At 59.6% G+C, this 17,779-nt stretch carries 17 protein-coding genes; 8 read left to right on the top strand and 9 right to left on the bottom strand.

Annotated features, from left to right (window positions below; all coding sequences use genetic code 11):
- Positions 1 to 21 precede the first annotated feature (21 nt).
- The 3 genes from ADJ24_RS11140 to budA are packed head-to-tail and all read right to left on the bottom strand — an operon-like array spanning position 22 to position 3,285.
- Positions 22 to 792 (bottom strand): (S)-acetoin forming diacetyl reductase, encoded by a 771-nt coding sequence (locus tag ADJ24_RS11140; RefSeq protein ID WP_023310682.1) that lies wholly within the window; start codon positions 790 to 792, stop codon positions 22 to 24.
- Between the two features lie 20 nt (positions 793 to 812).
- The gene (gene alsS / locus ADJ24_RS11135) at positions 813 to 2,534 is read right to left on the bottom strand and encodes an acetolactate synthase AlsS (RefSeq protein WP_205422081.1); all 1,722 of its coding nucleotides are present in this window, start codon (positions 2,532 to 2,534) and stop codon (positions 813 to 815) included.
- Entirely contained in the window at positions 2,506 to 3,285 is a 780-nt protein-coding gene (budA, locus tag ADJ24_RS11130; protein WP_023310680.1) for an acetolactate decarboxylase, read from the bottom strand. The genes alsS and budA overlap by 29 nt, the downstream gene beginning before the upstream one ends.
- A 105-nt stretch (positions 3,286 to 3,390) precedes the next feature.
- On the opposite strand from budA, the gene ADJ24_RS11125 reads away from it, so the two are divergent.
- The 3 genes from ADJ24_RS11125 to ADJ24_RS11120 all read left to right on the top strand — a co-directional run bounded on the left by ADJ24_RS11125 (position 3,391) and on the right by ADJ24_RS11120 (position 5,106).
- Complete coding sequence (locus ADJ24_RS11125) at positions 3,391 to 4,272, top strand: LysR family transcriptional regulator (RefSeq protein WP_023310679.1); 882 nt, start codon at positions 3,391 to 3,393, stop codon at positions 4,270 to 4,272.
- 243 nt (positions 4,273 to 4,515) lie between these two features.
- Entirely contained in the window at positions 4,516 to 4,623 is a 108-nt protein-coding gene (locus ADJ24_RS25810) for an ash family protein (RefSeq protein WP_157843337.1), read from the top strand.
- Between the two features lie 27 nt (positions 4,624 to 4,650).
- Positions 4,651 to 5,106 (top strand): hypothetical protein, encoded by a 456-nt coding sequence (locus tag ADJ24_RS11120; RefSeq protein WP_023310678.1) that lies wholly within the window; start codon positions 4,651 to 4,653, stop codon positions 5,104 to 5,106.
- Positions 5,107 to 5,322: 216 nt separating this feature from the next.
- Here ADJ24_RS11120 and asd read toward each other — a convergent pair whose 3' ends face one another.
- Positions 5,323 to 6,441, bottom strand: a complete 1,119-nt coding sequence (gene asd / locus ADJ24_RS11115) for an aspartate-semialdehyde dehydrogenase (protein ID WP_023310677.1) — start codon at positions 6,439 to 6,441, stop codon at positions 5,323 to 5,325.
- A 658-nt stretch (positions 6,442 to 7,099) separates the two neighbouring features.
- On the opposite strand from asd, the gene ADJ24_RS11110 reads away from it, so the two are divergent.
- From ADJ24_RS11110 to ADJ24_RS11100, 3 genes are all read left to right on the top strand, one after another.
- Positions 7,100 to 7,492, top strand: a complete 393-nt coding sequence (locus ADJ24_RS11110) for an Imm63 family immunity protein (RefSeq protein WP_032668310.1) — start codon at positions 7,100 to 7,102, stop codon at positions 7,490 to 7,492.
- Positions 7,493 to 7,621: 129 nt separating this feature from the next.
- Positions 7,622 to 8,215, top strand: coding sequence for a hypothetical protein (locus tag ADJ24_RS11105; protein WP_023310676.1), 594 nt, complete (start codon positions 7,622 to 7,624; stop codon positions 8,213 to 8,215).
- A 1-nt stretch (position 8,216) separates the two neighbouring features.
- On the top strand, positions 8,217 to 8,642 hold the full coding sequence (locus ADJ24_RS11100) for a VOC family protein (protein ID WP_023310675.1): 426 nt from the start codon (positions 8,217 to 8,219) through the stop codon (positions 8,640 to 8,642).
- 16 nt (positions 8,643 to 8,658) lie between these two features.
- On the opposite strand, the gene ADJ24_RS11095 is transcribed toward ADJ24_RS11100, so the two are convergent.
- The 3 genes from ADJ24_RS11095 to ADJ24_RS11085 are packed head-to-tail and all read right to left on the bottom strand — an operon-like array spanning position 8,659 to position 11,709.
- Positions 8,659 to 9,522 (bottom strand): HlyD family secretion protein, encoded by an 864-nt coding sequence (locus ADJ24_RS11095; protein WP_023310674.1) that lies wholly within the window; start codon positions 9,520 to 9,522, stop codon positions 8,659 to 8,661.
- Entirely contained in the window at positions 9,519 to 9,734 is a 216-nt protein-coding gene (locus ADJ24_RS11090) for a DUF1656 domain-containing protein (protein ID WP_032668092.1), read from the bottom strand. Before ADJ24_RS11090 ends, ADJ24_RS11095 begins: the two co-directional genes overlap by 4 nt.
- On the bottom strand, positions 9,727 to 11,709 hold the full coding sequence (locus ADJ24_RS11085) for an FUSC family protein (RefSeq protein WP_023310672.1): 1,983 nt from the start codon (positions 11,707 to 11,709) through the stop codon (positions 9,727 to 9,729). Before ADJ24_RS11085 ends, ADJ24_RS11090 begins: the two co-directional genes overlap by 8 nt.
- A 76-nt stretch (positions 11,710 to 11,785) precedes the next feature.
- Here ADJ24_RS11085 and ADJ24_RS11080 point away from each other — a divergent pair, with 76 nt between their 5' ends.
- Positions 11,786 to 12,580 carry an AraC family transcriptional regulator gene (locus ADJ24_RS11080; protein ID WP_023310671.1) on the top strand — a complete coding sequence of 265 codons (795 nt, stop codon included), beginning with the start codon at positions 11,786 to 11,788 and terminating at the stop codon, positions 12,578 to 12,580.
- Here ADJ24_RS11080 and ADJ24_RS11075 read toward each other — a convergent pair.
- Entirely contained in the window at positions 12,577 to 13,467 is an 891-nt protein-coding gene (locus ADJ24_RS11075; protein ID WP_023310670.1) for an oxidoreductase, read from the bottom strand. The genes ADJ24_RS11080 and ADJ24_RS11075 overlap by 4 nt on opposite strands.
- 105 nt (positions 13,468 to 13,572) lie before the next feature.
- Between ADJ24_RS11075 and ADJ24_RS11070 the strand changes: the two genes are divergently transcribed.
- Positions 13,573 to 14,694 (top strand): YbdK family carboxylate-amine ligase, encoded by a 1,122-nt coding sequence (locus ADJ24_RS11070; protein WP_023310669.1) that lies wholly within the window; start codon positions 13,573 to 13,575, stop codon positions 14,692 to 14,694.
- Here the strand turns inward: ADJ24_RS11070 and ADJ24_RS11065 are convergent.
- A complete protein-coding gene (locus tag ADJ24_RS11065) occupies positions 14,624 to 17,779 on the bottom strand; it encodes an efflux RND transporter permease subunit (RefSeq protein WP_023310668.1) in 3,156 nt (1,051 codons plus the stop codon). The two genes, ADJ24_RS11070 and ADJ24_RS11065, sit on opposite strands and share 71 nt — an antisense overlap.

Below are 17,779 nucleotides of genomic sequence, written 5' to 3'. Positions count from 1 at the left end.
CATGTCAGAGCTTATTAGAATTTAATTAAACACCATCCCACCATCGATGAGCAGAGACTGGCCGGTCATGTAGTCGGAGTCCGGGCCTGCCAGGTATGAAACGCAGGCGGCGACATCTTCCGGCTCGGACAGGCGGCCAAGCGTAATGCGTTTGGCAAAGGTTTCGGTCCCATAGCCGAGCGGTTTACCCGCCGCCTCGGAGACCTGACGGTCGATTTCCGCCCACATCGGCGTTTTGACGATGCCAGGGCAGTAGGCGTTAACGGTGATCCCCAGCGGCGCGAGATCCCGTGCAGCGGTCTGGGTTAAGCCGCGCACCGCGAACTTGCTGGAACTGTAGACCGCCAGCTCCGGGTTGCCGGTGTGGCCCGCCTGGGAGCAGGCGTTGATGATCTTGCCGCCGTGCCCCTCTTTGCGGAAGGCGTCAATCGCGGCCTGGATCCCCCAGATCACCCCTTTCACGTTAATGTTGTAAACCTTGTCGACAATGTCCGGCGTGATGGATTCTATGGGGGTAGACGGCGCAATCCCGGCGTTATTCACGATCACGTTAAAGCCGCCCAGCGTGGTGCGCGCTTTCTCCACCGCCGCAAACACCTGTTCGCGGTCAGAGACATCGACCTTCACGGCGACGGCGTTGCCGCCGTTACGGATGATTTCATCGGCGACGGCTCTTGCCGTCTCAACGTTATAGTCGGCGATGGCGACGGCAAAACCGTCTTTCACCAGGCGAAGCGCGATCGCTTTACCAATCCCCTGGCCTGAGCCGGTTACGAGAGCAACTTTTTGCATTTCTCTGTCCTTATCGTGAGTCACAAAATCTGGCTGAGATGGAGCTGGCCCATCAGCAGCGGGTTATCGCTGTAGTCGACGGGAATGGCCACCACGGCCGGGCCATCCACATCCATCGCCGCACGCAGCGTCGGCTCAAGCGCCTCGGCGCTCTCCACGGCAAAGCCTTTCGCACCGAAGGCGTCGGCATAGACTTTGAAATCGACCGGGCCGAACTCGACGCCGGAAAGACGCTGGTATTTTTTCTCTTCCTGAATGGCAACCATGTTGTAGCCGTTATCCACCCAGATGATGTGCAGCACGTTAGCGTTGAGGCGCACCGCGGTTTCCAGCTCCATGCTTGACTGCAGGAAGCCGCCGTCGCCGGAGACTGAAACCACCTTGCGGCCCGGGTTCACCAGCCACGCGCCAATCGCCCACGGCAGAGCAACGCCCATGGTCTGCTGACCGTTGGAGATCATCACCTGACGCGCCCGGAAGCTGTAGAGGTAGCGGGCGATCCAGATGTGGAAGCTGCCCATATCAACGGTGAGCGTCACGTCGTTATTCACGATGTCCTGCATGGCGCGCACGATGCGCAGCGGGTGCAGGGCAAACTGGTTAAGCGAGGCGCCGCGGCGGTCGAGCAGATCGCGCTGATGCTGGCGATCGACCAGAATTTCGGAGGCCCGCTGGCTCAGCTCGAGCTTACGATCGATGCGGTTAGCGAGCAGGTTCAGCGTTTCGGCGATGTCCCCCACCAGCTCCAGATCCGGCACGTAGTTACGCTCTTCATAGGCAGGCAGCACATCGATGTGCACCAGCGTAGCGTCGCCGCTGTTCCACATGGACGGCTCGTACTCCACCGGGCTGTAGCCGATGCAGATAATCAGGTCCGCCAGATGCAGCAGCCGATCGCCCGCCTGGTTATTGAACAGGCCGACGCGGCCGGCGAAGCGGGTGAAGTGTTCCTGGTTTACCGCCCCGGCGGCCTGATAGGTGCTGGTCACCGGAATGCGGCTTTTTTCCAGCAGCTTGCGCAGCGCGGCGCTGTTCGCGGGCTGGCTGGCCATCAGGCCGAGTAAAATGACCGGATTTTTGGCGTTTTCGATAAGCTTCGCCACGTCGTTAATCGCTGACTCCGGTGCCGGGCCCATCAGCGCCGGGCCGCTGGCGGGTAAAATGGCCCCCGTCGCGGGCTGGTCGACGATATCCTGCGGCAGGCTGACGAACGCGCCCCCCGGCCTGCCGTGCTCGGCGGCGCGAAACGCGTTGGAAACCACCTCGGCAATCGCGTCCGGTGAACTGACCTCCACGGCGTATTTGGTGACCGGGCTGAACATGGCGACGGTATCCATGCTCTGGTGTACCAGCTTGGCTTTATCCGCCCGCTTCACCGCCCCGCCCAGCGCCACCACCGGGTCGCCTTCGCTGTTGGCGGTGGCGATGCCGGTGATCAGGTTAGAACAGCCCGGCCCGGAGGTGACCAGCGCTACCCCGGCCTTGCCGGTCAGACGCCCTACCGCCGCCGCCATAAACGCCGCGTTCGCTTCGTGGCGCACCGGAATAATCTCGATGGAGGAGTCCAGCAGGGAGTCAAAGACCTTGTCGATTTTCGCACCCGGGATCCCAAACACCTGCTTCACGCCCTGCGCTTCCAGCTGGCCGACAACCATATCGGCGCCGTGCGCCCACTGACGTGACTGTTTCTCACTGTTCACGGTAGTTCTCCTGTTAGTTTTCGACGGAACGGATCGCTGCATCAAGATTGCTGGGGTGAAGGTTGGCCTGTAAGAACGCGCTGTCGGCGGGCAGGTCAATCATCAGCTTGTGAATTTCGCCGAAGGTGAGTACGCCGCTCTCCAGCTGGTAGTCGAGCAGATGACCCCCGCCCTGACGGTCGTCGGTGATGAAATGCTCGTGATAGCCGGCCACGTTAATGCCCTGCATGTGCTGCGGCGTGCGGAACCCGACCAGCACCCCTTCGCGCTGGTTAAAGCGGAACACCGGCTGGTCGTCCAGCACGTCGGTCATCGCGCGGTACGGCGGCTTCTGGCGCGGTACGGTGCGGGTGTGGGCGTGACGGAAGTTGCCGTCGATGCGCAGCGCGCAGAACAGGTTATCGGAGGGGATCTGCTGGTCGATGACGTCGTGGATCTGCTGACGGCTGACCGGCGCATCGAAGGTTTTACGGTACTGCGGCTGGAACCAGGTCATCACCGCGAACGGCGTTTTCTGCTCCGGCTTCGCGGCCCGGGCGCTGCCGTCGGCGCGCAGCTGGTACACCTGGCTGCTGAAGGCAATCATTTCACCGTCCAGCTCGTTGAAGGTGCCCAGACCAAAATCACCGTGTGCCAGCAGATCGGCGATGGTGGTCTCTCCTTCGTACACGCCGCTTAGCAGGGCGCTCATTAGCGATGTCTGGTAGATCACGCTGTCAGGATGCTGGGCGGAGAACCCGCGCAGGGTCTCGCACAGGCTTGCCTCACAGTCGCAGGCAGATGAATGCATCATCGTGCTCGTCCTCTTCAACTTTATTTAGAAAGGTTAAATAAATGTTGACCCGATTCAGCAGAGAGTTCCAATATAGAAACCATGCTGGTTTGAGACGTTTTAGATATGGAACTTCGTTATCTGCGGTATTTTGTCGCGGTTGCACGCGAGCGACACTTCACCAGGGCGGCCGAAGCGCTGGGTATTTCACAGCCTCCTCTGAGTCAGCAGATCAAACGGCTCGAAGAGGAAGTCGGCACGCCGCTGTTCAGACGCCTGACGCGGGGCGTAGAGCTGACCGAGGCGGGAGAAGCCTTCTACGAGGACGCCTGCAAGATCCTGGCGCTGAGCGACGCCGCGCTGGAAAAAGCCCGCGGCATCGCGCGCGGGCTGAACGGCAACCTGTCGATTGGCATTACCAGCTCCGACGCATTTCATCCCAAAATTTTCGCGCTGATCCGCCAGTTTCAGGTGCAGAACATGGCGGTGCAGGTTCACCAGGTGGAAGCCAATATGTCGTCGCTGACGACGATGCTGGCGGAGGGTGAACTGGATATCGCCTTCGTGCGCCTGCCCTGCGAGAGCAGCAAGGCGTTCGAGTTAAAAATCCTCGACCGGGAGCCGATGGTGGTGGCGCTGCATCGCGAGCATCCGCTGGCGGCGTGTGATTCGCTGGCGTTAGAGCAGCTTCGGGATACACCGGTGGTGCTGTTCCCGCAGGAGGTCGCGCCGGGGCTGTACGAACGGGTTCACGGCTGCTGCGAACGGGCCGGGATTGACGTGCAGCACGCGCTGCAGTCGTCGCAGCTTTCCTCCTCCCTGAGCATGGTTTCCGCGGGCGGCGGGTTCGCGCTGGTGCCGAAATCCATGGCGGCCATTTCACCGCCGAATGTCACCTATCACTCGCTGAGCTCGCCAGAGCTTTATACCGATATCGCGCTCTGCTGGCGGCGCTTTGAACGCTCGCGGACGGTGAAGCGGTTTCTGGCGATGATGAGCGAGGGGTAGCGGTCGGTTTGGTTGGTGGTTGTTGTAGGCCGGGTAAGGCGTCGCCGCCACCCGGCAATACCCTTCTGGAAGCCGCCTCGCAAACCTGCAAGCAACCTTATGTAATTCAGGGGCATCCCTTTTCATCCTTTCTTCACGGTCGTAAAGTGACTGCGTTGCGGCCCATCCGTAACCGGGCGTAGGAACCCGTTAGCATAAAGCGATATTTTTTGTCGCGACAGCGCATATCCCGTTAGAATCACGGTGGCGCTGACGGAGCAGTCGAAAGGCTGGCCGTTTTTCTTTATGCACGGTATTCCTACCTCCGTCAGCGCTACCCCCTCTGAGCGTAGGAACTCATCGGGCGGTTAATATTTTTTTGCATAAAGAGGATGCCTTATGGCTACTATCCCTGGATTTTCTTACGCGCTTACTGAAGAAAGCGCTGTTTATCACCTTCTCCACTTACAACTTCCCGATTCTGCGGATCTCTTTGAACTGGCTGACGCCTGCACTGCGTACGTTAGCGTGCTGGTGGAAACTGACGACGCGGTGACGTTTGCCACACTCTGCAAGCGATTGCTGGCTGCGCTGAAGCGGCTGCGGGAATGCTGCGATGCCGAACTGCCTTCGTATCTGGTTGAACAATTGATTGCAGGGGAAAAGATGACCTCCTGCGTGCCGGACTGCTGGCAGGAGACGACGCTGCAAGTGGATTATGCTGTGGCGTTAACGCTGGCGGTGATGGGCGGGACACTGTCTGCGAGCGTGGCGAAAGAACTCGTCGGGCTACTGCATGATATGGTCTGGCTGCTGGCTGAGTTTGTGAAGGAGCCGTATATTACGGCGCACTGAGTTAAGTAGCAGGAGGCCGGAATGCTGCTGAGTAAGAAGTAAGATTTCGGTCTTATGCAAAGAACAACGTTGCTTGATGAATGTCCGTTAAGAGCGAAGAGCGGACGATGAAGTAAGCCATCTATGCTCATCAAATTTGCTGCGGAGCACAATATAACGCGACGCCACATAACAATAGCACCTACCGAGTAGGTGCTTTGGTCTGCATAAAATGAATCAAACTCTGCCGAGCAGAATATTTAACATACGGCGCAAAGGTTCGGCCGCGCCCCACAAGAGCTGATCACCTACCGTTAAAACCGAATAAATCGGGTCATTGTTCAGCGACATTTTCTTATAACGGCCAATGCCCACCTGGAGCGAACCGCTGATATAGGCAGGTGTCAATTTGCTGACACTCTCCTCCTTGTTATTAGGCACATAGTTAACCCAGGGATGAGCATGCGCCACTAAATCTGCAAATTCCGCTTCGCTAACTTCTCGCTTGAGCTTCAGGGTTATGGCAGCACTGTGGCAGCGGATCACGCCGACCCGTATACACAAACCGTTTACCGGGATCGTTCCGGGAGAAAGACCAAGGATTTTGTTCGTTTCTTCCTCACCCTTCCACTCTTCACGGCTGTTGCCATCGCCTAAATCGCTATCAATCCATGGAATGATGCTACCCATTAAAGGCGCGCCGAAGTTCTGAGTCGGCATTTCAGCGCTATTAATCAGTTCACTGACCTTATTGACTAACGGAAGTACTGAACCTGACGATGCCAGTTCATCGGCGGACAAATGGCTGCTTATATAGGCGCATTGCGTAATTAATTCCCGTACATACTGAGCACCGGCCCCCGATGCGGACTGATAGGTCATCACGCTCATCCATTCAATGAGATCTGCCTTTATCAGCCCGGCGAGCCCCATCAGACTAAGCGTGATCGAACAATTACCACCGACAAAGAGCTTAATACCTTCTTTGACGGCACGATCGATATGGGTGCGATTCACGGGATCGAGAATAATGCAGGCTCTTTCATCCATCCGCAGCGCTGATGCCGCATCAATCCAGTAGCCCTCCCAACCATGAGCAATCAATGCCTGATAAACCGCTTTAGTATAATCGCCGCCCTGACACGTTATTATGATGTCCATTTCCGCAAGAGCATCAATGGAGTACGCATCTTTGAGCGTATAGCTTATGCCATCGATGACAGGTCCCGCAGCCCCTACGTTGGAGGTACTGTAAAAATGCGCAGAAATGTCCTTAAAATCATTTTCATCCAGCATCCGCTGCAACAAAACAGAACCGACCATTCCTCGCCAACCGACGATGCCAACTTGCTTCATATGCTTAACCTCAACAACGTTACAAGAATGTTAATTATTTTCGAAGCTCGTTATATCTCATCCCTAAATAAAGGTCATTACGAAGTGCGCGAGATTGAGTCATTATTAAAATGTTTCATAAGGCATCAGCTTTTTTTATCCCTCCAACAGGCAAAGAACCTTATTAACTCCATGATATTCAAGTGAATTATGCTATTGGCGTCTTAAAATATATGCATTTAAAGGATAGAATACGCATAGCTAACGTTGAAGAGGAGGCTCCCCTATGTCCGCTTCTGGCACAAATCGGACATATCATTCACAGTCACCTCATACAATGTTAGCACTCATTAAATGAGTGCCGGCATCACGAGCATATGAAAACTGCACTTCGCAAATGTTGCCACATTGTCTACCCACCAATCACACCTATAATGTTTCCAGCCCGGAAACAAGGGGCAAGGATGCACATAGTCTTAAGAGCGTCTTTCAATGCGGCAACCAGAAAATTTCCTAATCAAGCATTCGCGTGAACGAATCTCCGGAGCTTCATATGCGTGCGCTGGCGAAGCGTTTTAATTTGCCGGTGAGTGCATTTGTGGGGAAGTGATCGAGAGCAGGCGCTTTGTACCCAATCCACGATAATAAGTCGTTTACATACAAGAACAAAGAGCTGTTTATGAAAACAATTGAAGAACTACGAAACGAGCTTCTAAGAATAGGTGAGCTATTAGGCGGAGGGACAAGGCCAAACCATTACTTCTTTATCCCTGACCAACCCGATGGGGCTGCAACTCCCTATCTTGAAATTCATGGCAAAGAATATCATTTTATCGTCAGTGAAAGAGGCCTTGAGATACAGCGAAAAGCAACGCTCAGTGACGATGAAATTCTGTATTGGTTTGTGGAGAGTGCCGTGGCGGGGATGGCCTCAACGTATGCAGCAAGCCATTCATCTGAACGAGAATTTAGAGAGGTTTACTTCAGAAGGCAATACAGTTTAATGCTCTCTATCAAACCTGAATGGGCAACAAGAAAGCGCAAAGAAATCGCTGAGCTTCTCCATTCGTGAATAAGCGAACGTTATTAACCCAACCGGCTCGTTACACTTACTTCCCTGTTGCCCTCTCTTTTCCTGGTAATTGCCTGCGACACACCATCTGTTACTCTGGCAGGACGCAAGGGATGACAAGGAAGAGAGATGCTAAACCCTGGATTCGTTACCCGCAAAGCGCTTGCTCAGTGGCAGGATGTTCCCGCTTTTCTCCCCCAGTTCCAGTTTCATGAAAAACACCTAACGGTCATTCACACAAGCCGTCCTGAAAATATTCTGCCAATGATTGCCAGCTTTGACGTCCGGCAAGATGCCGTGATTCGGCGGTTAATGTCATTGCGTCAAATACCGCAAAAATTTCTGCGCAACCAGAAGCCACAGTCGATCGGCAACTTTGGTTTGCACAGTTTTACCCTTTTGAAAAATTCAGCATCAGAAATCTGTTACGGCTTAAGAGGACAATTCTGGCGTTCGGATTTCGGTCTGGAAAACGTGCCGGATGCCATTGCTTTTCAGACCCCAGCCGCGCCGGGCAGCGCGAAACTGTTGTTGCGCTACAAGGTAACGGAGCTGGTGCCAGGCAAGTATGAGCTCTCTACGGAAACATTCATCTTTTGTCCTGACAGACGCACTCGGCTAAAAATGTCGGCTTACTGGCTGATAATACGGGCGGGTAGCGGCTGGATCCGTAAAAGGATGCTGAAGGCTGTTAAATCGAATATTGAAGGACGGGAGTCATAAGATGCTGGCTTATATCACAGTAGGTACAAACGACTTTCAGCGCTCCGTGAATTTTTATGACGCAGTTTTTAACGTTCTCGGCTACTCGCGTCTGCAGGCCTGGACTGAAAGCTGGGCAATGTTGGGAGATGAAAATAATCCCGGCGAGGGGTTCAGCTTCTGTATTTGTCCTCCTTTTGACCAGCAGCCCGCTACGGCGGGAAACGGGACAATGTTCGCATTCAGTGCAGATAACGCGGATCTTGTCAGACGGTTCCATGCAGCTGGCCTCCTTGCGGGAGGAACGGATGAAGGCGAGCCTGGTACGCGAAGCGCGTACGGCCCCGACTTTTATGTTGCCTATCTGCGCGATCCTGACGGGCATAAGCTCGCATGCGTTTATCAGCATTACTCTCCTGAAGCCGATAATTTTGTAGGCGAGGAATAGTCGCTTCAATCCTTATCTACCGCCCCACCGCCACGCTCGCCGACAGCCCCGCCACCAGCTCAACGCCCTCCGGCAGCCTGTCGATATGAATGCGCACCGGCACGCGCTGCGCCAACCGCACCCAGCTAAAGGTGGGCTCGACGTCGGGCAGACCCAGCCCGCCCGTCTCGTCGTTGCTGTCCCCGATCCCATGCCCGATGCTTTCCACGTGCCCCGCGATGACCGGCTCGTAGCCCATCAGCACCACCTGCGCGGCATCCTCGACGCGAATATGGCGCAGCTTGGTCTCCTCAAAGTACCCCACCACCCAGAAGCTGTGCGCATCGACGATGGCGACCTTCGTCTCCCCCGCCGTCGCGTAGTCTCCGGGGCGAAGCCGCAGGTGCGTGACGTACCCCGAAACCGGCGCGCGCACGGTGGCGTGCGCCAGATTCAGCTCTGCCAGATCCAGCGCGGCCAGCGCGCCGTGATAATTGGCCGCCGCGACGTTCGCCGCGCTGCCGGTTTGCTGCAAATCCTCGCTCGAGATGGCGTTTTTAATCAGCGTGCGGCGATGGGCCGCGTCCTGGCGCATCAGCATCTCATGGCGTTTCGATTCCACATCAGCCTGCGCGCTGGCCACCGCCAGCTTAAGCCAGCGCGGATCGATGGTGTAAAGCACATCGCCCCGGTTCACCCACTGGTTGTCCCGCACGGCTACGCTGATGACCGGCCCGGAGACGTCCGGCGCAATCTGCACCACGTCCGCCCGCACGCGGCCGTCGCGGGTCCACGGCGTTTGCGCGTAGTGTTTCCACATCATAAAGGCCAGAAGCGTGGCCGCCACAGCCGCGCTTAAGGTCAGCGCATAGCGAGCCAGTAAAGAGAGCAGTGATTTCATGACAATAACCCCAACGCGGTCAGACCCTGCATCAGCAGGAAAAAGGTGACAATCCAGGTTGAAACATCCATCTGCGGGCGAAACGGCAAGCGCCGGTAGAGCCTGCTGAGCGAGAAAAGCGCGACGAGGCTAAGCGTGCAGACCAGCGCCGCGAGGGCGACCATCAGCAGCCCCGGAATAAAAACCCCGCCGATATTGAGATCGTTAACCATGGTCTGGCCCCCGTAATGCACAGTGCAGATCCACCAGTCTGAAGACAAACTGGCGCGAGTGTTCATCTGCCGCAGGCAGATGGCGCTCGATAAGGGCGGCAATGCGTTCGCGCAAGGCGTTGCGGTCCGCGGCGTTTAACCGATGAAAAAGCGCGTCAACCTCCCTGCCGGACGGTGTGTTACTGCGGCGTAAATGCATGACCGACAGCCCCAGACGCAGCGCGTGTAATAGCCGATTGAGCGCCTGCTCCGGCGCGCGCGCGCTGCGCTGCAGGCGCGGCAGCAACAGGGCGGTTCGGTCCATCATCAGGTTGATCCAGTGCGTTTCATCAACCCGCAGCGTGCCCTTCACGCTGCGCCGAATGTCGCGCTGGCAGAGGTTCAGCAGACGCGTGATGGCGCCATCCGCCTGCACGGTTTGCAGCAGGCTCATGCTGATGACGGCAAAACCGGTCGCGGCAAAGAGCGCGATAGCGGTGTTAGCCGCAACGGCGAAGTCTCCGGTGTAGTGAGCCCCCAGCTCGCACAAAATGGGCAGCGTCAGGGTGATCCCCATCGCCATAAACGTGGTGGGCGGGCGCGCCTGAAGCGACCCGGCCAGCAGATACGCCGGGGCAAGCACCGCCACCAGCACCGGGAAATCGCTCACCAGCGGGAGCAGCGCAAAGCTGTAGAACAGGCTAATGACCACGCCCCAGAACGAGCCAATGATGTATTTCACGATGTGCGGCGCCGGGGTATCGAAGCTGCCAAACAGCGTGCAGCAGACGCCGAGTATCGAAACCGCCGTACCGCCATCCGGCCACGCTGAGAAGATCCAGACCAGACAGCCGCTCAGGATGATGGCGAAAGCCCCCAGCGCCGTGCGGGCGGCGGTAAGAGGATCGCGATGGAAAACGTAGCCTTTCGCCGCGCGGGTTTGCATCTCCCCAAATACGGGTTTTGCATGGTGGATGGCCCCGGAAAGACGCTCGCACTGCTGCAGAAGCGCGATCGCCTCCGAGAGGTAGCGGATAAAGCTGACCTGCAGCGCGTCGTCAAACGTCTGCGCCTGCGCGGCATACCGATCGATGAGAAGCGCACAGCGGAGCCGCAGCGACTCTGCCGTACTGCTGGCATCAGCGCCTTCAGCGGCCAGCCAGGCCTGAACGTCGCCCAGCAATGCCAGCACGTCGGCGGGCAGGGTTCCGATCGCTGGCAGGCGATCGTGCAGTTCACAGTTGACGATAACCAGCCGCGCCAGCCGGTCGTGAATCGCTTTTCTGGCCTGCCGCACCGGGGCTGAAAGGGCAAAATCATAGGGAATATGGTGGCTGATGCCCTGCAGGAACTGCAGCGCCAGAGCCAGATGCAGGGGGCCGGAAGCCGCGTCGGGTTTGCCCGCTAAGGTATCCGCCACCCGCCCGCGCGCGGCCTGTAGCGTCTGGGATAATTTAGCGTTGAACTGGCCTGATACGCGCGCGGGCAGCACGTAGCGGTGGATCAGCGCCGCGCAGAAAATCCCAATCGCGATCTCCTGCACGCGGACGATGGCGACGTTAAAAATGCCGCCGGGATCGGACACCGCCGGAAAACCAATCAGGCTCGCGGTGTAGCCCGCCAGCACAAAGGCGTACGCCCGGGGCGTGCGTTCCAGCAGGGAGAGCCACAGGCAGAATACGATCCAGCCCGTCAGCACCACGCTGCACAGGACTGGCGTATTCGCGAAGGCAGGCACAATCACAACGGTCGCGCTGGAACCCGCCACGGTACCGGCCAGCCGGTAGAGGCTTCTGCTCAGCGATGCTCCGACCGACGTCTGCGACACGATGTAAACCGTAATAATGGCCCACGAGGGGCTTTCGAGGCCGATCGACAGCGCAATGTAATAAGCCAGCATCGCCGCGGCAAAACTCTTCGCAGAGTAGATCAGCGCGCCCGCATCGTTTCGCAGCGCGGCGGGGAGACGAACGGAATGAGATAGGATGTTTTTCATGCCGGGATTATTACCGGCTTGCAGACCCGCTTAAATACTCTATTCTGTCAAAAAATACCTAAAAGTTGCCAGAATCGTGAAGCCTCAACCTGCTACTACGCTGTATGACCCCGACTCTACCGCCAGCCCGGCGGTGGCGCGTCATCTGGACTTCATGGACTACGCCGCGGAAGTGCCGGTGCATACCCACCGCAAGGGCCAGCTGATTATTGCCCGATACGGCGCGGTTAGCTGTTACGCGGAGAATGACATCTGGATCGTGCCGCCGGACTGCGCCGTCTGGATCCCCGGCGGGATCCCGCACAGCGCCAAAGCGACCTGGAACGCGCATCTCAACTATTTGTTTATTGAGCCCGGCGCGGCGGCGCTGCCGGAAAAATGCTGCACGCTGGCGATCTCGCCGCTGATTAAGGAGCTGGTCGATCGTCTGACGCGCGAAAGCGTGGATTATCCCGCCGACGGCCACGTCGCGAGGCTGACCCGGGTCACGCTTGACGAGCTCGCCAGCATGCCGCAGCAGAAGCTAAGCCTGCCGGTCTCAACCGATCCGAAAATTCGCGCCATGGCGGACGCGCTGGTCAGCCGCCCTGAGGACAGAAGCACCCTGAAGGACTGGGCGAAACGGCTCGCCCTCAGCGAGCGCTCGTTTGCCCGCCTGATGCAGCGCGAAACCGGGCTGAGCTTCGGGCGATGGCGCCAGCAGCTGCATTTGATTATTGCCCTGCGGGAGCTGGCAAGCGGCGTGCCTGTCCAGAACGTGGCGACAACGCTCGGGTACGAATCCGTGAATGCGTTTATCACCATGTTCCGAAAAGCGATGGGCAGCACGCCCGCCCACTACTTTGCCGAACGGAAAAACAGCGGCCGTTAGCCCGGCCCCTCGCTCCCTGCCGCCAGCAGCGGCACCACCACGTCGCTGATGGGCACCGCAATACCGTGTTTGAGGCCGTAGCGCTGGATCACGCCGTTGCGGATATCCCACTCCATCGGGCGATCGGCCTGACGGTCGGCCAGGATCGAGGTGCCCAGGTCCTCAGGCGCACGCTGGAAGTTCGCCAGGATCTCCTGCGCCACTGCATCGTCCAGCTTCGCCCCTTCGGCGCGGGCAACGGCAAGCCCCTCGCGCAGGTAGGCCAGCGCAAGCTCGCTGATATCCTCGCGCCTGAACATCCCGGCGCGGCGGTTGGAAAGCACCATCAGCCCGGCGACCGCGTTTTGCAGAAGCTTGCGCCAGGCGACGGTGGCGAAATCTGCCGAGAGCTCAACCGCGCAGCGCGTACCGCGAAGCGCCTCCACCACCCGCTGCGCCTGCGGCACGTCCGGCAGCGTCAGGCGCGGCTTTGCCCGCAGCCACACGGAGGCATCCGGCTCGCGCTGGGCCGGGAACCACACCACCGACGGCAGCACCGTCGCGCCGTTTACCCACGGCTCAAGCTGGGCTTTTTGCTCCACGCCGTTTTGCAGGGCGCAGACCACAGTATTTTCATCGCACAGGGCCCGCAGCCACCCGGTGCTGTCGGCATTTTGCGTCGTTTTTACCGCAACAAAAACGAGATCGACGGGGCACGTGATGACGGCCGGATCGGTTAATACCGGACCGGGCACCACCGTTTCACCCTCGTCGTGGCGCAGGCGTAATTCCGCGTGCGCGGTGCGCCCGCACAGCAGCGGCGTGCGCCCGGCGTCATGCAGCACTGCGGCAATGGTGGTCCCAATTGCGCCAGGCCCAATCAGCGCAATGGTTGGATTGTCAGACATGGTTAACTCCCCTTTTCGCTAAGCCTGCTAACAGTTATACCACCCTGAAAAGTGAGCGCCACGTCGTTGTCTATACTCAACACACAACAGACAACGGAGTGCGCCATGCCTTTACCCGATTTTAAGTCCTCTGAACCTTTCACCCTTGGCATCGAGCTCGAACTGCAGGTGGTTAACCCGCCGGGATACGATCTGAGCCAGGACTCCTCCGCGCTTATCGCCGCCGTCAAAGACGACATCAAAGGCGGCGAGGTCAAACACGACATCACCGAAAGCATGCTCGAAATCGCCACCGGCGTATGCCAGAACATCGACCAGGCGGCGGCGCAGTTCTCGGTGATGCAGCAGAGCATCCTGCGCGCGGCGGCGGAGCAGCATATCCAGATCTGCGGCGGCGGGACGCACCCGTTCCAGAAGTGGCAGCGTCAGGAGGTGTGCGACGACGAGCGCTATAACGTCACGCTGGAGCGCTTTGGCTACCTGATTTTGCAGGCGACGGTATTCGGCCAGCACGTGCACGTCGGCTGCCGGACCGGGGACGACGCGATTTACCTGCTGCACGGCCTGTCGCGCTTCGTGCCGCACTTTATCGCCCTGGCGGCCGCCTCGCCGTATATGCAGGGCACGGACACGAAGTTCTCCTCGTCGCGGCTCAACATATTCTCGGGATTTCCGGATAACGGCCAGATGCCGTGGGTCAACAGCTGGCAAGAGTTCGAGGGGCTGTTCCGCCGCCTGAGTTCCACCAGCATGATCGACAGCATTAAGGATCTGCACTGGGACATCCGCCCCAGCCCGCACTTCGGCACCGTCGAGGTGCGGGTGATGGATACGCCGCTGACGCTCGGCCACGCCATTAACATCGCCGGGCTTATCCAGGCGACCTCGCACTGGCTGCTGACCGCGCGGCCGTATAAGCATCAGGAACGGGATTTTCTGCTCTACCGTTTTAATCGTTTTCAGGCGTGTCGCTACGGGCTGGAAGGGATCCTGACGGACGTGCACACCGGCGAGCACAAAACCGTGGCGGAAGACATTGCGTGGCTGCTGGAGCAGGTTGCGCCGTCGGCCGAGAAGCTCGGCGCAACGAGCGCAGTCAATGAAATTGCCCTGCTGTTAAAGCAGGGCAAGAGCGAGGCGCAGCGCATGCGGGAGTTTATCGCCGACGGTGGCTCGCTGATTTCTCTGGTTCAGAAGCACTGCGAGCTGTGGGCGACGAGTCCGTAAGTCCGTGGCCCCACTCGCGCAGGCGCTGGAACAGCACGAACAGCGCGGGGATAAACACAATCCCCACCACGGTCGCCACCAGCATGCCGCTGAACACCGTGGTGCCGATGATGCGGCGGCTCTGGGCACCCGCCCCGGTCGCCAGCATCATCGGCAATACGCCGATAATGAACGACACGGCGGTCATCATCACCGCGCGGAAGCGGCGCGATGCCCCTTCCCGCGCGGCATCGACAATCGCCATTCCGTCCATGCGCCGCGCGCGGGCGAACTCCACGATCAGGATCGCGTTCTTGGCGGCAAGGGCTATCAATAGCACCAGACCAATCTGCACGTACACGTCGTTGGCGTAGCCCGCCAACCACAGCCAGACCAGCGCCCCGCCGATGGCGAAAAGCACCGAGAGCATCACGCTCGCCGGGAGCGTCCAGCTCTCGTACTGGGCAACGAGGAACAGCCACGCCATCACCACCGCCGCCAGCACAATCCATATCGCCTGATTGCCGGTCTGCTGCTCCTGATACGACATGCCGCTCCAGGCATAGTCGTACCCGGCTGGCAAGTTTTCCGCCAGAATCTCGCCCATCGCCGCCATCGCGGTGCTGCTGCTCACTCCTTCCGCCGCCGAGCCGCTCACCGACACGGACGGGAACTGGTTGTACTGCTGCAGGAACGGCGCGCCGACGGTCGGCGTAATGGTGACGAGGTTGCTCAGGCGCACCCGCTCGCCGCTGTTGCTGCGCACGAACAGCTCGCCGATCTGCTCGGCGCGCTCGCGCCACTGCATCTCGTTCTGCATCACTACGTGGTAGACGCGGTTGTTGACGCTGAAATCCCCGGCGCGCGTGCCGCCAAAGGCGGTTTGCAGGCTGCTGAAGATGCGCGACACCGGCACGTCGAGGCGCGCGGCGCGCTCGCGGTCAACGGTCAGCGTCAGCTGCGGCACGTTGCTGCTCCAGGTGGTGAACACGCGGCTCAGCTGCGGATGCTGGTTGGCTTTCGCCAGCACTTCACGCGTCACGCGCTCCAGCTCCGCCGGGCTCTGCCCCGCCTGCGCCTGTATGCGCAGGTCGAAGCCGGAGGCGTTGCCCAGCCCCGGCAGCGTCGGCGGCGCGAAGGTCATGATGGTCGCTTCCGGCAGGGCCAGCAGCTGGCGCTGCAGGGTACCCATCACCTCATCCAGCGGCGGACGCTCGCTCCAGTCTTTGAGCATGATGGAGATAAACCCGCCGTTGGAGGCGCTGGTGCCGTTGAGAATGTTAAATCCGGAGACCTGAATCACGTCTTCAACCGCCGGATTTTTAGCGATGAGTTCGCGTGCCGTGTTCATCACCGCTTCGGTGCGCTCCAGCGAGGCCGCCTCCGGCAGTTGAACGCTGGCAAAGAAGTAGCCCTGATCCTCCTGCGGCAGGAAGCTTTTAGGCATCGACGTAAAGCTGAACGCCACCACGGCCGCCGCGCCTGCGGTGGCCAGCAGCGCCAGCCACGGGCGAAGGTTGAAGATAGTCACGATGCGGGTGTAGACGCCACGCGTGGCCTCCAGCCCCCGGTTGAACCCACGGAAAATTGCCGCGGGCTGCGCCGGGCGCGGACGCAGCAGCATCGCGCACAGGGCGGGCGTCAGGGTCAGCGCCACCAGGCTTGAGAGCGTCACGGCCGTCGAGAGCGTCACCGCAAACTGGCGGTACAGCTCGCCGACAATCCCCGGCAGGAGCGCTACCGGCACAAACACCGCCAGCAGCACCAGCGTCGTGGCGATGACCGGCCCGGCGATCTGGCGCAGCGCCAGCGCGGTCGCCGCCGTGCGGCTCTGCCCTTCCGCCATCAGCGTTTCGACGCTCTCCACCACCACGATGGCGTCATCCACCACCATGGTCAGCGCCAGAATAATGGCGAACAGGCTGAGGGTGTTGGCGGAGTAGCCGAGCGTGTAGAGCACAGCGAAGGTGCCCACCAGCGATACCGGAATGGCGAGCGCGACAATCAGCGTCGCGCGCCAGCTTTGCAGGAACAGGGAAACGACCACCACAACCGCCAGCAGGGTGAGCGCCAGCGAGACGCCGATCTCTTTAATCGTGGCCGCAACAAATGAGGTGGTGTCGAATTTCACCTCGTAGACCAGGTCGTCCGGGAAGCGCGTCGAGAGGCGTTCCAGCTCCGCGCGCACCGCGTCGGCCACGCGCAGGGCGTTGGCGGACGGCGTCGGGTAGATGCCGAGATAGGCGGAGTCGTGCCCGTTCAGCTGCGCGCCGGAGCTGTAGCTTCGCGAGCCGAGCTCGATGGTTGCGACGTCCTTCAGACGCACCAGCTGGCCCATCTCGCCCGCGCGGATGATGATATCGGCAAAGTCTTCGGCCTGGCTTAAGCGTCCCAGCCCGTTGATGGTCAGAGTCTGCTGCTGGCCGTTAAACACCGGCGGCGTGCCGACCTGGCCTGCCGCCCCCTGCACGTTCTGCTCGCGCAGCGCCTGCGCCACGTCGTCGGTGGTGACGTTCAGGGCGTTCATGCGGTCCGGACGCAGCCAGATGCGCATACTGTAGTCGCGCGCGCCAAACATCTGCACCTGCCCGACGCCCGGCAGGCGGGACAGCGCCTCGCGCACCTGGGTGCTGGCGTAGTTGCTGACGAACAGCGGCGTATGGGTGTTGTTCGGTGAGTAAAGACTTACCCCCATCATCAGGTTGGTGGCGCGCTTGCGCACCTGCACGCCGTTTTGCTGCGCTTCGGTCGGGAGCTGCGCCACGGCCTGCGCCACGCGGTTTTGCACGTCGATGGCGGCGAGGTCCGGATCGGTGCCCGCCGCGAAGGTAATGTTCAGGCTGTACGAGCCTTCGTCCGAGCTGGTGGACTCCATGTAGAGCATGTGATCCACGCCGTTCAGCTGGGTCTCCAGCGGCGTGGCGATAGCCTCCGCCACGTCAGCCGAGCTGGCGCCCGGCCAGCTGGCAGACACATTCACCACCGGCGGCGCGATCTGCGGGTACTGCTCCACCGGGATAATCCTCAGCGCAATGGCCCCCAGCAGGGTGATGACCAGCGCAATCACCATCGCGAAGCGCGGGCGTTTGATGAAAAACGTCAGCAT

This window comes from Enterobacter sp. 940_PEND (assembly GCF_001059415.1).
GTDB lineage: Bacteria > Pseudomonadota > Gammaproteobacteria > Enterobacterales > Enterobacteriaceae > Enterobacter > Enterobacter cloacae_M.
The sequence above is the reverse complement of the archived record's forward strand: the minus strand, read 5'-3'. Positions and strand labels throughout refer to the sequence as shown.

Coding starts and splice junctions, on each gene's coding strand:
- ADJ24_RS11120 (WP_023310678.1), top strand. CDS start 4,651: ATGGCTACTATCCCTGGATTTTCTTACGCGCTTACTGAAGAAAGCGCT.
- ADJ24_RS11105 (WP_023310676.1), top strand. CDS start 7,622: ATGCTAAACCCTGGATTCGTTACCCGCAAAGCGCTTGCTCAGTGGCAG.
- budA (WP_023310680.1), bottom strand. CDS start 3,285: ATGATGCATTCATCTGCCTGCGACTGTGAGGCAAGCCTGTGCGAGACC.
- ADJ24_RS11070 (WP_023310669.1), top strand. CDS start 13,573: ATGCCTTTACCCGATTTTAAGTCCTCTGAACCTTTCACCCTTGGCATC.
- alsS (WP_205422081.1), bottom strand. CDS start 2,534: ATGCAGCGATCCGTTCCGTCGAAAACTAACAGGAGAACTACCGTGAAC.
- ADJ24_RS11090 (WP_032668092.1), bottom strand. CDS start 9,734: ATGGTTAACGATCTCAATATCGGCGGGGTTTTTATTCCGGGGCTGCTG.
- ADJ24_RS11125 (WP_023310679.1), top strand. CDS start 3,391: ATGGAACTTCGTTATCTGCGGTATTTTGTCGCGGTTGCACGCGAGCGA.
- ADJ24_RS11095 (WP_023310674.1), bottom strand. CDS start 9,522: ATGAAATCACTGCTCTCTTTACTGGCTCGCTATGCGCTGACCTTAAGC.
- ADJ24_RS11075 (WP_023310670.1), bottom strand. CDS start 13,467: ATGTCTGACAATCCAACCATTGCGCTGATTGGGCCTGGCGCAATTGGG.
- ADJ24_RS11140 (WP_023310682.1), bottom strand. CDS start 792: ATGCAAAAAGTTGCTCTCGTAACCGGCTCAGGCCAGGGGATTGGTAAA.
- ADJ24_RS11110 (WP_032668310.1), top strand. CDS start 7,100: ATGAAAACAATTGAAGAACTACGAAACGAGCTTCTAAGAATAGGTGAG.
- ADJ24_RS11100 (WP_023310675.1), top strand. CDS start 8,217: ATGCTGGCTTATATCACAGTAGGTACAAACGACTTTCAGCGCTCCGTG.
- ADJ24_RS11085 (WP_023310672.1), bottom strand. CDS start 11,709: ATGAAAAACATCCTATCTCATTCCGTTCGTCTCCCCGCCGCGCTGCGA.
- ADJ24_RS11065 (WP_023310668.1), bottom strand. CDS start 17,779: ATGCTGACGTTTTTCATCAAACGCCCGCGCTTCGCGATGGTGATTGCG.
- asd (WP_023310677.1), bottom strand. CDS start 6,441: ATGAAGCAAGTTGGCATCGTCGGTTGGCGAGGAATGGTCGGTTCTGTT.